Raw genomic sequence first — 15,332 nt, 5'->3', positions numbered from 1 at the left:
TCGGGTAAGCGCCACGGGCGGCGGATCGACTCACGAAACTGATCGGAGACGTCATGCGTTTCGACGCAACAGAACTGACGATCGAGGAGCTTGCTCTTCAGGCTGACGTGCGGGAGTACCTCGACAAGCGACTCACCCCCGGTACCTACTCGCTCGGACTCGGGATGGCCGGGGCGGTGGATCCGGTGTTCTCGCGAGATCTGGGTCGACGTGGGTGGCTCGGCATGTCGCTGCCGAAGGAATACGGCGGGGGCGGACGGTCAGCAGTGGATCGATTGGTCGTCGTCGAAGAACTTCTCGCGCGGGGAGCGCCGGTCGGCTATCACTGGATCGGAGACAGACAGTCGGGTCCGAGCATCGCCGCCAACGGCACGGAAGAACAGAAGCGGTACTTCCTTCCCGGTATCGCGAGCGGTGAGTTCTCGTTCTCGATCGGGATGAGTGAGCCCGACTCGGGTTCGGACCTGGCATCGGTGCGCACTCGCGCCGAACGTGTCGATGGTGGCTGGAAAGTCAACGGCACCAAGATCTGGACCACCGGCGCCTTCCATGCCACACACATACTCGCCCTGCTTCGAACCTCGGCAGACAAGCACAACGGACTCACTCAGCTGATCGTCGATCGCGACAGCGAGGGTCTGACCGTCTCACCCATTCCGTTCATCGACGGTAGTGAGGACTTCTGCGAGGTGTCGTTCCAGGATGTTTTCGTGCCGGATTCGCGTCGCCTCGGAGACGTCGGAGCGGGCTGGGGACAAAACACCGGTGAACTCGCACTCGAGCGAGGTGGCGTCGACCGTTGGATGTCGCTGATGCCGGTCCTCGAGAACTTCGCGGCCAACCAAGCAGCGCAAGGCGGTCCAGCTGCCCTCGCCGATCTGGGCTCGATTACCGCACGCTGCTGGGCTTTTCGCGGGATGTCGCTGTCCATCGCACGGATGGTCGACGCCGGTCGCTCGCCGGTCACGGAGGCCGCGCTGATCAAGGAGATGGCAACACGCTTCGAACAGGACTGTGTTGCGACCGTCGCGCGGCACCTCGGCCGGGCTCCGGACCTTGCATCCGACGATCCGTACGAGTCGCTGCTCGCCCGGGCCGTGCTGGTGGCGCCGTCGTGGTCGATTCGCGGCGGTACAAACGAAATTCTCCGCACCGTAATCATGAAAGGGTTGGACCGATGAATTCGGGGTCACAGATCAACGCGTACACATTCGACGCCGACCTCGAATCGATGGTCGAGCAATTTTTCGCCGAGAAGTCCGGCACCGAGGTGGTAGCGCAGGCGGAGATCGGCGGTCTGCCCGCCGGATTATGGAGCGCGGCAGTCGAACTAGGGTTACCTCTGGTCGGTCTTCCCGAATCGGTTGGTGGTTCCGGTGGCTCGCTCCTCGACGCCGTGACTGTCCAGCGCGCGGCGGCGAGGCACGCTGCGCCGCTGCCGCTCGCCGAGACGTACCTCGCGGGCAGGCTGGCAACAGCGGGCGGGTTACCCGTGCCCTCCGGAATCGCAACGGTCGCCCCGGGTTCGCCGCGCGACGATGTGCGCCGGACCGACGACGGTTTCCTGTCGGGAACCTTTCACGACGTGCCGTGGGGTAGTGCCGCATCAGTGCTGGCAGCAGTTCTCGGTGATCGCGTCGTACTCCTTGACATCTCCGACGCCGAGATCGGTGGCGGGACGGATCTTGCGGGGCAACCGCGTGAGAGCCTGACGTTCTCCGAAGCGCGGACCATTGACGGCGACAACCCGGTCGATACCCGGATTCTCAACAAGCTCGGCGCGTTCTTGCGCTCGGTGCAGATGTCGGGAGCGATGGAGTCGGCGTCGACGTTGACCCGGCGCTATGTGTCCGACCGGGTGCAATTCGGTAGGCCCGTCGCGCAGTTTCAAGCAGTCCAGCAGCATATCGTGACGCTTGCTCAGATGGCTTCGATGTCCACGCTGGCCGTCGATCGCACTGCACATGCACTCATCAGAGGCGACGCCGACTTCGAAGTGAGCGCAACCAAATTGGTGGTTTCGCAGAATGCGCTCGTGAGCGTCCGCGCCGCCCACCAGGCACACGGTGCAATCGGCATGACCCGCGAATACCGATTGCAACAACTGACGCGTCGACTGCACGCCTGGCGATCGGAGTTCGGCGACGAAATCGCGAGTGCGACGCAACTAGGAGAGGCCGTAGCGGCGTCGCCGTCACTGCACCGCTTGATCACCGACCCAGAACCGACATTGAAGCTGTAATCCTGACCGTCGTAAAGGATTACGTTGCGTTGCAACGAAGATCGCGCTTCAGCACCTTGCCTGCTGCCGACAGCGGCAATGCATCGACGAATTGGAAAGTGCGCGGAGATTTGTATCCGGCTATCAGCGTTTTCACGTGAGCGCGCAGTTCGTCGGCGTCGGCGTCGAAACCATGCCGAAGGACGACCACGGCATGGACACGCTCGCCCCACTGGGCATCGGGCAGACCGATCACGGAACAGGCCGCGACGGATTCGTGTTGTGCCAGAGCATTTTCGACCTCGGTGGAGTAGACGTTCTCGCCACCGGTGACGATCATGTCCTTGATGCGATCGACGATGAACAGGTAACCGCGGGCGTCGAGGTATCCGGCGTCGCCGGTATGCATCCACCCGTCGCGGAGCACTTCTGCGGTCTCCTTCGGTTTGTTCCAGTATCCGAGCATGACGTGGCTGCCGAACGTGACGATTTCGCCCACCTTGCCGGGTGGGAGTTCCGAGCCGGCCGGATCGACGATTTTCACCTCGCAATGAGGGAGCGCGCGACCAGCGCTGCGGAGGAGATCACCACCTTCGAGGTGATCGGCTGGACTCAGCATGCTGATGTGCGCGGTTTCAGTCATCCCATAGCCCTGAGCGAAGGAACTGTTGGGGAACATTTGCATGACCTGCCCGAGAAGCGTCGGAGATATGGGCGAGGCGCCGTATCTCAGGATCCTGACGCTGGACAGATCGTAGGTGGTTGCGTCTTCGCCCGTTTCGTTTTTGTGGGCGACCAACATCTGGAGCATTGTCGGCACCAGACCCACGGTTGTCGGGCGATAGCGGTCCACGGCCTCGAGGAACGTCCGTGGGCTGAAGTTCGCTACGAAGACCTGGGTTCCACCCATCAGCGACTGAGCCAACCATCCGACGATCCCGGCAATGTGAAACAGAGGGTTCACCGCGAGGTTCGTTCCGTTGCTGATTGCCACGCCGCCTGCCGCGAGAGTGCCCAGCGCCGAGGCCATCAGCGCTTGATGGCTGATCATCACGCCCTTCGGCACTCCGGTGGTCCCGCCGGTGTAGAGGAGTAGTGCAAGCGTGTCGCCGCCGACGCGCAGATCGTCGACCGGAATCGCCTCCGCGATCACGTGTTCGTAGTCGAGCATTCCGTCCGGAACTCGGTCGTTGCCGCAGTAGACGACAGTGGTCAGGCCTGGACACGCCTCGCGAAGGGTAGATCCGACGGAAGCAAAATTCTCGTCCACGAGTAATACCGTCAACCCTGAATCTTCCAGGGCGTATGTGATTTCCGCCGTGCTCCAGCGAGAATTGACCGGACTGGCCACTGCTCCGAACCACCAGCAGGCCAGGAGCGCCTCGTGGTAGTAGTCGGAGTTCGATGCCAAGATCGCGACTCTGTCACCGGTGCGCAGGCCTAACGTCTGCAGCCCGCCCGCGAGCCTCTTGATCCGGTCGACCGATTCGCGAGACGTGCGCACTCGGCCATCGGAGATCGTCATCACCGCTTCGGGCGACGCTCGTAGGGATCGGTGAACGAATTGAGTCAGCTGCATGCGATTCCTCCTGCGAGTGTGCGGCGAGTGCTCTGACTCGGATCAGTTCCGGCACTGATGCTATTGGCCTGACAATTGCCCTCACCCACCGCCTGAAATCATGCCCCACTCCGGTGCAATCTAGACGATTGTCCAGTTAACTCTGACGATTCCATCCTGCCGTGGGGTGATTTCTGCGAGAGTGTCGAACATGCGAGCAATCCTGGTAGCCGGTATGAGTGCGTTCGTGGCGGTCGTCTCGGCGCCCTCTGCCGGCGCCGAAACGACTACGAACCAAGTGCGCTCGTTTTCCGAGACCACGTCAGTCGGGGTCCACAATTCCTACGAGAAGGCGACGTTTTCGTACTTCGCCGACGCTTTGGATTCCGGGGCGTCGTTGCTCGAGCTGGACCTGTGGACCAACGGAGGCGGTCCGGACTGGCGTGTGTCGCACATGAATCCGGTGGTGAGCGACAGCAACTGCGTCGGCGCTCAGGACGCATCCGGGTTGCGAAGCGGTCTACGAGATCAGGGATTCCGTGGATGCCTGGCAGATATGCGGGCGTGGCACGAGGCCAATCCCGAGCATCCGCCGGTGATGATCAAGTTGGAAATCAAGGACGGGTTCACTGCCGGGTACGGACGTGGGCCCGCGGATCTCGACGCCCTGATTCTCGGGACTCTCGGAGACGCGGTTTTCACGCCGGCCGATCTGATGGGGGACTTCTACTCCACCCCGGATGCCGCCGTCACCGAGCGTGGATGGCCGAGCAATTCCGAAATGACCGGGAAATTTCTGTTCGAGCTGATACCGGGAACGATCGAAGAGGGAAACCCTCTCGATACGGAGTGGACGGACCGGCAGTATGCGACGCACCTGCGAGATCTGTCCTCCGCCGGGCTCGTCGAACTCGGCGCCGCCTTTCCCGCTGTTCACCGTGCATCACCGGGAGACCCACGTCTCGACCGCTATACCGACCCGGGGATCCGTCCGTGGTTCGTGATTTTCGACGGCGACGCTCTCGACTACACCGCCGGAGTCGTGGATCCGAGTTGGTACCACGATCGCGGCTACCTGCTCGTCATGACCGACGCGCACAAGGTCGCTCCGCAGATCGACGGAACCCATGCCACCGAAACCGAGGCGAGCGAGCGTCTCGACCTGTTGGCCGGGCAGCACGCAAGTTACATCACCGCGGACTGGTCGAGGTTGCCGAACGTACTGTCCACCGTGGTGCCGCGTCGGTGATTTTCGAATGGCCGGATCGTGAAGAGCGAGATCTGACGGGCGGCAATTCTCAGGAACAGGGTGCAGGATGGGTTCATGCGCACTGTCACGTGGAATCCCGAAGTCTACGGCCGCTATTCGGGTGAGCGGTCACGCCCGTTCGTGGACCTGGTGTCACGGGTGGCCACCGAAGACCCGACGCGGGTAGCCGACCTCGGCTGCGGATCAGGCACCCTGACCGCGATGCTCGGGGAAAGATGGCCGGACGCCTCGGTATCCGGATTCGACTCGTCTCCCGAAATGGTCGCGCAGGCCCCTACAGACCTACCGGGAAACGTCACCGTCGAGTTGGGGGACATCATGTCCTTCGACGCCACCGGTTACGACGTGGTCGTCAGTAACGCTGCATTGCAGTGGGTTCCGAGCCATCGCGAGCTGATCGACCAGTGGGCGGACACCCTGGAATCCGGATCGTGGCTGGCGTGGCAGGTGCCGGGTAACTTCGATGCTCCGTCCCATGCGCTCATGCGAGATCTCGCGGAATCAGCGGAATGGAGTGAGCGACTGGGTGGCGTCCTACGCGGCCCGGAAGGCGTCGACAGTCCAGTTCAGTACGCGCAGCGTCTCCAAGAACACGGATTCGACGTCGACGCCTGGGAGACGACGTACGTACACGTGCTGGCAGGTGCCGACCCGGTGCTCGGATGGGTACGGGGGACGGGGTTACGACCCGTGCTCGACGTTCTCGGCGAAGCTGACGCTCCGGAGTTCGAGCGTCAGTATTCCGATCTGCTGAGGGAGGCCTACCCCGCAACAGCCGCCGGAACGCTCTTTCCGTTCCGGCGGGTGTTCTGCGTCGGACGCAAACGGTAACTACTCGGCTGGGTTGCGGTCAGCCGATCACTGCGCCGTGACAAAGCCTTCCGAGACCAGCCAGTCGCGGGCCACGTCCGCCGGCTCCTTGCCGTCGACGTCGACCTGCCGGTTGAGTTCGGTCATCACCTCGTTGGTCAGTCGCTCCGAGATCGGTGCCATGACTTCTGCTACCTGCGGATGTGCTTCCGCGAAGTCCTTTTTCATCACCAGTGCCGGATTGTATTTCGGGAAGAACTGGAGATCGTCGTCGAGCAGAACGAGATCAAGTGCGATGATGCGACCGTCGGTGGTGAACACCTCGCCGAACTTGCACTGATCGCCATCGGCTGTCGCCTGGTAGATGATGCCGGTCTGCAGGATCTGGCGTTGGGCACGAGAGGCGTCGAAACCGTATTTCGCTGCCAGGCCGGGATATCCGTCCTGGCGGACGTTGAACTCGGTCTCGACGCACGTCACCGCAGCTCCGGGATCGGATTCGACCAACTTCGCGTAGTCGGAAACGGTCTTGACACCGGTCTTCTCAGCGGTCTCCTTGCTCATCGCCAATGCATACGTATTGTTCATCGGCGCCGGATCGGTCCACACCATGTCGTTCGCAGCAAGGTCCGCATCGCGGACGGCCTCGAACTGCGCCTGCGAATCGGGAAGCGGTGTCTCGTTGCCGAGGTAGTTGATCCAGCCGGTTCCGGTGTATTCGTACGCAAGATCGATCTGGCCGTTCAACTGTGCGTCACGGGTGCTGTTCGAGCCCTGGATGTTCGTGAGATCTCGAACATCCGCGCCCGCAGCGGCCATCGCGAATTCGATGACGTACCCGAGCACGATCTGCTCGGTGAAGTCCTTGGAGCCGACGGTCATCTTCACACCCTCGAGCTCCGGAACCGGCTCGATGCTGCCGGGGCCGACGGCCAGGGGCAGTGCGCCACCGGACTCGAGACCACACGAAGCGACAAGTGTGAGGCCGATCGTGGCAACCGCGAGTTTCCAGCCCCACGTTCTGGTGATCGAAGTCTTGGTCATCGCAATCCCTTGGGCCCGAGATAAGTTTCGGCGAGCGCGCCGAGCCAGTCGATCAGCAAGGCCAGCGACACCGCCAGTACGGCACCGACAACGAGGGTGACGTTGTCGCGGAGCTTGTATCCGGTGTCGATCAGAATGCCGAGTCCGCCGGCACTGACCAGGAAGCACAGCGTCGCGGTACCGACGGCCAGAACGAGCGAAGTACGCAGTCCTGCAAGGATGTACGGGACAGCCATCGGGAACTCGAGTTGACGTAGGACCGTGAGCGAAGACATTCCCTGCCCGCGCCCCGCATCGATCAAGGTCTTGTCCACTTGCTGGTAGCCGAGGATGGTGTTGCGCAGCACCGGAAGCAACGAATAGAACGCAATGGGAAACACGCCGATCCAGAAGCCGGTCGTTCTTGTCGCGAGATAGAACAGCACGAGCAGGCCGATGGCAGGCGCTGCGGCTCCGATGTTGGCTATTCCCACGAAGAACGGTGCCAGGCGGGTGAATTTCGGCCTGGTCAGCAGGGTTCCGAGTGGAACCGCGATGGCGACGACGATGATGACCACGGCGGCGGTGATCAGTACGTGCTGCCAGGTCAGAGTGACGATGTTGTCGAGGTTGATGCTCGCCTTCTGCGTCGCGTTGAGATCTCGGCTGAATGCCCAGATCAACACGCCCGCAACCAGGATCAGGACGATGACCGGCTGGACATACAGTCGCATCCGTTCCGCACGGCGCGTGGCGGCGTTCTCAGCCGCACCCAGATCGGGGGCGTCCGGTTCCATCTCAGGCGCGGAGACGCGCTCCTCTGTCGTGGCAGTCATGTTCAACCCTCGACGTTCTCGGTGTCTGGCTCTTCGTCGTGGTCGTGCGCATGCTCCTCGCGCATTTCGGAAAGATGGCTGACCAGTGTGTCGATGGTGATGAGACCGACGTACTCGCCACGCCGTCCGGTGACCACGGTGGACGCATTGCTCTCTGCGAGAAGAGCTTCCAACGCATCCTGCAGGGTGGACTGGATGGACACGGCTTCGCCGATCTCGTTACCGACACCTCGAAGAGTCGACGCATGGGCGAGGTGGCCGGGCGAGACCCAGCGAAGCGGCCGTCCGCGCTGATCGAGAATCAGGGCCCACTTCCACTTACGCGCTGCGAGTGCGGTTCTCAAATCATCGACCGAATCGGTTTCGCGGGCGGTGAGGCACTGCTTGAGTTTGATCTGGCGCACGCGTGTCAGGGTCAGCTGCTTGAGCGAGGCGTCCGCCCCGACAAATCCGGCGACCATGTCGTTTGCGGGATTGGCGAGAATCGCTTCCGGAGTGTCGTACTGCATGATGCTGGACTGATTGCCCAGCACGGCAATACGGTCACCGAGTTTGACTGCCTCGTTGAAATCGTGGGTGACGAAGACGATGGTCTTACCCAACTCCGACTGCAGACGCATCAGTTCGTCCTGGAGCAGGCCGCGGGTGATCGGATCGACGGCACCGAAAGGTTCGTCCATCAACAGCACCGGAGGATCGGCAGCCAGCGCCCGTGCCACGCCCACACGCTGTTGCTGCCCGCCGGACAATTGGCGAGGGTAGCGGTCGCGATAGGTATCGGGATCGAGGCCTACGAGGTCGAGCATCTCGTCGGTGCGCGCTGCGATACGTTTCTTGTCCCAACCGATCAGACCCGGGACAGTCGCGACGTTCTTCGCAATCGTGAAGTGCGGGAACAAGCCTGCCTGCTGGATCGAGTACCCGATGCCACGGCGGAGCTTGTCCGGGTCGATCGACAGCGCGTCCTTGCCGTCGATGGTGATCTTGCCGGAGGTAGGTTCGATCAGGCGGTTGATCATGCGCATCGTCGTTGTTTTGCCGCAACCCGAAGGTCCGACGAAGACCACGATCTCACCGGCCGGAACAGTCAGCGAAACATTGTCCACCGCTGCAGCTTTCTGGCCCGGGTACCGCTTGGTGACGGACTCCAGGACGATCTCGACCCCGGATACCTTCTGATCTGTGGATACGTCAGACGGAATGGTTTCAGTCATTGCAGCCCCTTCGAAGTAGTGAGACGACCGATGACGACGTAGATTCCGTCGAGAATCAGAGCGAGAATGACGATCAGTACGGTGCCGACCAGCGCTTGCGGAACAGCATTCGGGCTACCGACACGCGAGAGTCCGGAGAAGATCAGGTTTCCCAGACCAGGACCTTTGGCGTACGCCGCGATGGCGAGGATGCCCATGAGCATCTGTGTACTGACCCGCATGCCGGTGAGGATCGACGGCCACGCGATCGGTAGCTCGATTCGACTCAGTACGTGCATGCGATTCATTCCGACACCGCGGGCTGCGTCCGTGATCGCCGGGTTGACTGCATCCAGACCGATGATCGTGTTCCGAATGATCGGGAGCAGGGCATACAAGATCAACGCGGTGATCGTGGGAGCGACGCCGAGACCGAGAATCGGAATGAGCAGTCCGAGGAGGGCGAATGAAGGAACCGTCAGGATCGTGCTGGCCAACGCCGTAGCGATGGAGGATCCCGCCGGGCTCCGGTAGACGAGAATGCCGATGATCACGGCGGCGATCGTCGCGATGATCACGGACTGGATAACTGCTGAAACATGAAGGTACGAGTCGGTCAACAACTGTTGTCGTCGTGCAACGACAAAATCCCATAGCGCGCCCATATTTCCGAACCCACTTTCTTCGGACTTCTGCTCGCTCGAACGTCTTCCCTCGACACCGACCGGCGCACAAGGGCTTTCCCCACAGCCTCCGTAGGCCGAGGGGTTTCCCTCGACTGTCGTCCAAAAACTGAGATACTGCAACTAATTCCGATTGCAGCGTGTCGGATGTTGTTCTGGACGTGAGATTTTGCGAGACGCGGGTATGTACCCACTGCGAGCAGAGTTGAAACGCGCTGGAGATGGCAAAGCGGGAGAGTTCCGCAGAACTCTCCCGCATTGCTTGATTTGTCCGAATTGGCCTCAGGCCCAGCTGAGCGCATCCTCATCGGCGAGGCGCGGCAGACGATCGAACCAGGGGTTCTCACCGGGATGGCCGATGTTCACCACGAGGATCGTCTTGAAACGTCCGTCTGCGAAGAATTCGCCGTCGATGCCGTCGGCGTCGAACCCGGCCATCGGGCCGGCGACCAGACCCTGTGCGCGAATCGCGAGGATCACATAGCCGGCCTGAAGTGCGGCATTGAACCGACTCGTCGAACTGGCGGCAGCCTCGTCGGATTCGAAGTAGTCCTTCATCTCCGGGCGAATGGGGAACAGGTTGGGGATGTGCTTGTAGAACTCGGTGTCCACCGCCAGTACGGCAACTGCAGGAGCGGCCTCGGTCTTGGCTTTGTTGCCGTCTGCCATGTGCTCGACGAGGCGTGCTTTGCCTTCCTCGGTACGGACGAACAGCACACGTAGCGGATTGGTGTTGGCCGCGGTCGGTGCCCACTTCGCGAGCTCCCAGATCGCAGTCAGTTCGTCGTCGGTCACAGGTTCGTTCGAGAAGGAGTTGGCGGTGCGAGCCGCAGTGAAGAGGAGCTCGCGGCCGGCTTCGTCGAGTTGCTGTGCGGTGAATGGGGTGGCTGCGTCGAGAGGCATCGGGGGTTTCCGTTCCGTGGTAGCTCGACCGAGCATCACCCGGTAAAGCTAGTTGCTAGTAAAAAAATAGTGCCTACGGATACGTTAGCACTGTGGCTAGGATGGTGGGGTGGCAAGCAAGAGCGAAGCGGGACACGAGCCCCGCGCATGTGACGGGGCTCTGGCCCGCGCGTTCGGCTTCCTGGGCAAACGGTGGAACGGCGTCATTCTCGGCACGCTGCTGAACGGGCCGGCGGGATTCTCCGAACTCAAGCGCGCGGTGGGCGGGATCAGTGATTCGGTGCTCTCGGAACGCCTGACGGAGTTGGCAGGGGCAGGCCTGGTGACGAGGAGCGTCGATGCAGGTCCGCCCATCGCCGTGGAGTACGAACTCACAGCGTCGGGGCAGGCGCTGCTCCCCGCTCTCAGTGAACTGACAACGTGGGCCGCCGAAAATCTGCCACCCGAGAGTTGCTCGAACTGAGCGCTAGCTCGAACGGCAGTTCAGCGACTGCGCGGGTCCTGTTTCTGCCAGTTGTTATTTCCTTACCGTTTTTCCCGGGCGATACTGGCCGAACATTTGTCGGTTCGGGGCTGCCTGGGGACGCCGGGTATGGCTCTTTTTGTGCTGCTGTTCGCATGGCTGAAGGAGAACGGCCGCCCGGTGTTCTCGACGACTCGACCTATCAATCGCCTGACGGACTTCGAAAATTCGGCCGGACGAAGTCGGAAGTGTGGTTCCGGAACAAGAAGGCATACAACGCCTCTCGGATTGACGACGCCGCGGTCGAGGCCGCAAACGGGTAGCTGGTGCGGGTGGCTGGGCAGATGTCGCCGCCACGGGTGGTGACGTGTCTGCGTTCGGAAGCGCAGACAGATTGGCCGGCATCTCAGGGTCTAGCGCCTGTGCCGCGAGATTCGGGCCGAGTCAGTGGAAATCTGCGCCGGCCGCGCAGGTACGACCGCAGGCTGTTGCGGGCCTTCTATCTGTCCGCGCAGCACAGTATCCGGCACAACGCTCAGTCGTAGGCTTTTTGTACCCGCAAACGGGCCGAGGGGCAGTGTCATACGCAGGCGGTTCTTGCGTTGGGAGGCGGAGACTGAACGTGTGGTGGGCGCTCCTCCGCGATAACGCGATCTATCAACTTGGACCGACTACCGCCGCGACTGCGTGAGCGCCCTAGCGACTAACGCAGTGCCGTAGATGTATGTGCGCCGGGGGGAGTGTGGCTCGTAGCGCTGAGAATCCACGGTGTTGAGACATGTCCGAGCCCGCTATGGTTTCCGGTGATGGACCGGCCGTCGATGCTGCCTGCACCCGAGGCCACCGCCGGCTGAAGGAGACAATACTGTGCTGCATCTGCGTGTCATCTCGCCGAGTGAGCGGACCGGAGATGTGCTGAACATGTTGGCCGCCGAACCTGGGGCTACTCATGTGACACTCGCACTCAGAGCCGCTGTCGATCCGCCGGGAGATGTGATCGAGGCCGATGTAGCCCGCGCATGCGCGAACGACGTGCTTGCCGCGTTGACTGCTCTGGACCTGGTGAGGGCTGGCGGTATTTCGTTCGAGCCGGCGGGAACCATGCTGTCCTTCTCCGCAGAACGGGCGGACACTGCGGCCCCGAGAAGACCCGACGAGACAGTGGTGTGGGAGCAGTTGCTCGGTCAGGTGCGCGAAGGTGCCCGACTGACTCCGGCGTTCCTGGCCTTCCTGGTGATCGCGTTTTTGCTCTCGGCAGTCGGTGTTGCCACGGCGTCGCCGCTGACCCTGGTCGGTGCAATGGTGGTGGGGCCGGAGTTCCGGCCGCTGGCAGCGCTTTCAGTGGGTCTGGTACGTCGAGACAAAGATCTCGTGCGAAATTCGATTCGTACCCTCGCGATCTCGTTTCCGGCCGCGATGGCCCTCACCGGCCTGGCTACCTTGCTGTGGATTCGTCTGGGCTGGGTCGGAATCGGCGATGTCGAGAACGCCCGCGCATTCGACTTCATCTACGAGGTGGGGCCGTTCTCACTGGTGGTAGCACTGCTGGCGGGAGCGGCTGGCATGCTGGCAACGGTCACCTCTACCTCTACGGTCCTGGTGGGGGTGTTCATCTCGGTGACGACGGTGCCAGCTGCGGGATTGGCGGTCGTTGCGGTCTTCGCAGGTAAGTGGAATGTCGTGCTGAGTTCGCTGGCTCAGCTCGGTGTCAATCTGATCGGTATCGTGCTCGCTGGAGTAGTTGTGCTGCTGCTGTTCTCGTTGCCCCGATCCGGTCGCCAATGGAAATCAGTCACGCGCCGGGACGCCAGGCCTGGCACATCGCCGTAGGCGCCTGACCCACTGCCGGAACTGGACTTTCGAGGCTTCAGGCTGACAGCTGTCTTGCGGATCGGTGGGAATGTCTGCGCCGACAAACGCCGCGACAAACAGATCCGGCATGCGAACTGTCGGATCTGGGTACCGCTGTCTGTACCGATCATGGCTTCCAGGCTGGTTGCAGCGACTGGAAAAGGGGATCAATCGAGCCGAAACCGATTGGCCGCGTGACTTCACTCAGACCCTTCGGACCTGCAGCGCCGACGGCTCTGCCGGAGGAAACGGCCTGCCGCAGTGCTTGACAAGACTTGTCGAGCTTCTCCTTGGTAGCGACGAAACATCTACGCAACGTAGATGCAACGTAACCAAAACTAGTGTTCTGGATCACACAGTGTTCGTATGGTCGAGAGGCCTTTGGTCACGAATCTGTGGGCAGAACGGGTCCTGGTTCGCTACCGGTGGTGGATGAGGACAAGGTTCCGCGGGTTGAGCACACAGCTCGCGGAACCGCCCCACCACACGCCCCGACGAGGGCACCGGCCGACAGGAGTTCAGGTGTCCGTAGTTGCGGAAGTCTCGGCGATCGATTTCGCGGAGACCGAATTCGATTGGGCGCAGCGATCGACGCTGATTCGTGAAGTCGACCCACTCGTTCCGGGGCCACCATCCTTGGCGATGTGTCTGAGCGAGCCGACGCGCGGACTGGTCGACATCGCTTCACTGCTTCTCGCGGCTCCGTGGTTGCTTCGATCGCCGCGTGGGGACGGGCATCCGGTCCTCGTTCTCCCCGGATTGCTGACTTCGGACGTTTCGACTCTCGCCTTGAGGACATACTTGAGCTTTCTCGGCTACCGGGTTCACGGTTGGAATCTGGGTCTGAACACCGGTCCGACGGCGACGGTGGTCGACGGACTGCCTGCCGCATTGGCCGAGGTAGCAGATCGATACGAGCAGAAGGTGTCGGTGATCGGCTGGAGTCTGGGCGGTATCTACGCTCGAAAGCTGGCGAGGGACCTGCCGGATTCGGTGCGTCAAGTAGTGACACTCGGAAGTCCTTTCGGTCTCACCAGTCTGGAGCAGACGAGAGTCGGATCTCTCTACGCTCGTTTGTCCGGCAATCACGCGATACTGCCTCCGGTAGACGGCATCGAATCCGAACAGGGATCGCCTATTTCTGTTCCCGCCACGTCGGTCTACTCCAGGCACGACGGTATCGTTCCATGGCAAGCGTGCTGTGAAACCTCGGCAGGCCTGTCGGAAAGCATTGCGGTGCAAGGCAGTCACATGGGGTTGACCCACAACCCGTCGGCGTTGTGGACCGTTGCCGATCGTCTGGCGCAGGACGTCGACAACTGGCAACCTTTTGCGGCTCCGAAACGGCTTCGACGCATGTTTCCCTGCTGAGGTGCGAAGCTGAGGTCCGAGGCCGGGGTGTGGGGGAGAACCCTGAGTCAGACGCGGGGACGGACTCGTACCTGAGGACACACCGCGTCGGAAAAGATGGGTCCATGGCCTGATGCGCACAGGTGGATCGGCAGCGGATAGTGGAGGTCGACGCGGATGAACCGCGAGTTCCGTTGAAAGGAAACAACACATGACCTCCCCGATGAATACCCGCAAGCTCACCCGCGCTCGCTCGGGAGCAATGTTCGGTGGGGTGTGCGCCGGAATCGCTCGGTACTTCGGTTGGAAGTCGTCGACTGTCCGCTTGCTGTTCGTACTCTCGTGCCTGCTGCCCGGCCCGCAGTTTCTGATCTACATCGTGATGTGGATTTTCATTCCTCGTGAGCAGATCTGACCGAACCGCTCAACGGCGGCGGTCTTTCAGGCATTGCTTGGCCTCGTGCAATTCCTCCGAACTCAGTGGAGGAAGGGGCAGTGCGTCACGGTGCAGGCCCTCCGTGCGTAGGCCGTCGAGCATTACCGAGAGGTATCGACGCCACACGGTCGGGTTGACGGGCTGAGCAAATTCGGTGACTGCGCCCACCATGAAGATGAGGCCGAACAGGTCCGTCGGTACGGCGTCGGTGCGCAGCATCCCGGCCTCCTGGGCCCGGTAGAAGATCCTCTCGACCGACGGTTCGATGATGGATCGTTGGCATGCGACTTGCTCGCATCCCTCGTCGGTTCCGTTCAGGACGTCTTTGAGTCCGCGGTTGACCGACATACGGCTGCAGGCGAATTCGGCAAAGGTGACAAGTCCGTCCCACGGATCCGGATTGGCAAGTGACGCGTCCGCGGCCGCTGCCATGTCGGCGAAGTTCTGCTGGAAGACTCCGTCGATCAATTCTTCTTTGCTGGCGAACCGCCGATAGACCGTTCCGACGCCGACCCCCGCGCGCCGGGCGACGTCGTCGAGTGTGACGTCGATCCCTTCTTCGGCGAACAATTCACGTGCGGCGTCGATGATCAACTGCCGATTACGTGCAGCATCGGCGCGAAGGGGGCGCTCCATTGCGGTACTCATGTCCCCACTCTACCCGCCAAGTGGAGACAGCCTCTCCGTTTTCGTGTAGCGTTTTTGCTAACCGGAGAAGCCATCTCCGCATAGGTT

Annotated in this window: 16 protein-coding genes and 1 pseudogene; 10 read left to right on the top strand and 7 right to left on the bottom strand. The window is 61.8% G+C overall.

What is annotated here, in order from left to right; genetic code table 11:
- Positions 1 to 53: 53 nt before the first annotated feature.
- Both BH682_RS23900 and BH682_RS23895 read left to right on the top strand, forming a co-directional pair.
- Positions 54 to 1,181 carry an acyl-CoA dehydrogenase family protein gene (locus BH682_RS23900; protein ID WP_042452718.1) on the top strand — a complete coding sequence of 376 codons (1,128 nt, stop codon included), beginning with the start codon at positions 54 to 56 and terminating at the stop codon, positions 1,179 to 1,181.
- Positions 1,178 to 2,242, top strand: a complete 1,065-nt coding sequence (locus tag BH682_RS23895; RefSeq protein WP_075834315.1) for an acyl-CoA dehydrogenase family protein — start codon at positions 1,178 to 1,180, stop codon at positions 2,240 to 2,242. Before BH682_RS23900 ends, BH682_RS23895 begins: the two co-directional genes overlap by 4 nt.
- A 19-nt stretch (positions 2,243 to 2,261) precedes the next feature.
- Here BH682_RS23895 and BH682_RS23890 read toward each other — a convergent pair whose 3' ends face one another.
- Entirely contained in the window at positions 2,262 to 3,800 is a 1,539-nt protein-coding gene (locus BH682_RS23890; RefSeq protein WP_075834313.1) for an acyl-CoA synthetase, read from the bottom strand.
- A gap of 190 nt (positions 3,801 to 3,990) precedes the next feature.
- Between BH682_RS23890 and BH682_RS23885 the strand changes: the two genes are divergently transcribed.
- Both BH682_RS23885 and BH682_RS23880 read left to right on the top strand, forming a co-directional pair.
- Positions 3,991 to 5,028 (top strand): phosphatidylinositol-specific phospholipase C domain-containing protein, encoded by a 1,038-nt coding sequence (locus BH682_RS23885; RefSeq protein ID WP_075834311.1) that lies wholly within the window; start codon positions 3,991 to 3,993, stop codon positions 5,026 to 5,028.
- Between the two features lie 75 nt (positions 5,029 to 5,103).
- Positions 5,104 to 5,880: a trans-aconitate 2-methyltransferase gene (locus BH682_RS23880; protein WP_030535206.1), complete on the top strand. Its 777-nt coding sequence runs from the start codon at positions 5,104 to 5,106 to the stop codon at positions 5,878 to 5,880.
- Positions 5,881 to 5,907: 27 nt separating this feature from the next.
- Here the strand turns inward: BH682_RS23880 and BH682_RS23875 are convergent, their stop codons facing one another.
- The 5 genes from BH682_RS23875 to BH682_RS23855 all read right to left on the bottom strand — a co-directional run bounded on the left by BH682_RS23875 (position 5,908) and on the right by BH682_RS23855 (position 10,497).
- Positions 5,908 to 6,903 carry a glycine betaine ABC transporter substrate-binding protein gene (locus tag BH682_RS23875; protein ID WP_003939988.1) on the bottom strand — a complete coding sequence of 332 codons (996 nt, stop codon included), beginning with the start codon at positions 6,901 to 6,903 and terminating at the stop codon, positions 5,908 to 5,910.
- A complete protein-coding gene (locus tag BH682_RS23870) occupies positions 6,900 to 7,718 on the bottom strand; it encodes an ABC transporter permease (protein WP_003939758.1) in 819 nt (272 codons plus the stop codon). Before BH682_RS23870 ends, BH682_RS23875 begins: the two co-directional genes overlap by 4 nt.
- A 2-nt stretch (positions 7,719 to 7,720) precedes the next feature.
- On the bottom strand, positions 7,721 to 8,932 hold the full coding sequence (locus BH682_RS23865) for an ATP-binding cassette domain-containing protein (protein ID WP_007731456.1): 1,212 nt from the start codon (positions 8,930 to 8,932) through the stop codon (positions 7,721 to 7,723).
- Entirely contained in the window at positions 8,929 to 9,576 is a 648-nt protein-coding gene (locus BH682_RS23860; protein WP_054187726.1) for an ABC transporter permease, read from the bottom strand. Before BH682_RS23860 ends, BH682_RS23865 begins: the two co-directional genes overlap by 4 nt.
- 300 nt (positions 9,577 to 9,876) lie before the next feature.
- Entirely contained in the window at positions 9,877 to 10,497 is a 621-nt protein-coding gene (locus tag BH682_RS23855; RefSeq protein ID WP_075834309.1) for a malonic semialdehyde reductase, read from the bottom strand.
- A gap of 109 nt (positions 10,498 to 10,606) precedes the next feature.
- On the opposite strand from BH682_RS23855, the gene BH682_RS23850 reads away from it, so the two are divergent.
- The 6 genes and pseudogenes from BH682_RS23850 (at position 10,607) to BH682_RS23830 (ending at position 14,576) form a co-directional block, all read left to right on the top strand.
- Positions 10,607 to 10,960, top strand: a complete 354-nt coding sequence (locus tag BH682_RS23850) for a winged helix-turn-helix transcriptional regulator (protein ID WP_007731459.1) — start codon at positions 10,607 to 10,609, stop codon at positions 10,958 to 10,960.
- Positions 10,961 to 11,115: 155 nt separating this feature from the next.
- Positions 11,116 to 11,283: a hypothetical protein gene (locus BH682_RS35965; RefSeq protein WP_155277909.1), complete on the top strand. Its 168-nt coding sequence runs from the start codon at positions 11,116 to 11,118 to the stop codon at positions 11,281 to 11,283.
- Between the two features lie 23 nt (positions 11,284 to 11,306).
- Positions 11,307 to 11,651, top strand: a pseudogene (locus BH682_RS23845) (transposase); the annotation flags it as partial.
- Between the two features lie 176 nt (positions 11,652 to 11,827).
- Positions 11,828 to 12,790, top strand: a complete 963-nt coding sequence (locus BH682_RS23840) for a DUF389 domain-containing protein (protein WP_021332068.1) — start codon at positions 11,828 to 11,830, stop codon at positions 12,788 to 12,790.
- A 543-nt stretch (positions 12,791 to 13,333) separates the two neighbouring features.
- Positions 13,334 to 14,182 carry an alpha/beta fold hydrolase gene (locus BH682_RS23835; RefSeq protein WP_020970664.1) on the top strand — a complete coding sequence of 283 codons (849 nt, stop codon included), beginning with the start codon at positions 13,334 to 13,336 and terminating at the stop codon, positions 14,180 to 14,182.
- 190 nt (positions 14,183 to 14,372) lie between these two features.
- A complete protein-coding gene (locus BH682_RS23830; RefSeq protein WP_003939828.1) occupies positions 14,373 to 14,576 on the top strand; it encodes a PspC domain-containing protein in 204 nt (67 codons plus the stop codon).
- A 9-nt stretch (positions 14,577 to 14,585) separates the two neighbouring features.
- Here BH682_RS23830 and BH682_RS23825 read toward each other — a convergent pair whose 3' ends face one another.
- Entirely contained in the window at positions 14,586 to 15,245 is a 660-nt protein-coding gene (locus BH682_RS23825) for a TetR/AcrR family transcriptional regulator (RefSeq protein WP_080712681.1), read from the bottom strand.
- Positions 15,246 to 15,332: the final 87 nt, after the last annotated feature.

The organism is Rhodococcus sp. YL-1, from assembly GCF_001942025.1.
Classification (GTDB): Bacteria; Actinomycetota; Actinomycetes; order Mycobacteriales; family Mycobacteriaceae; genus Rhodococcus_F; species Rhodococcus_F qingshengii.
Note: the sequence above shows the minus strand (reverse complement) of the source record. Positions and strands in the feature narration are given on the sequence as shown.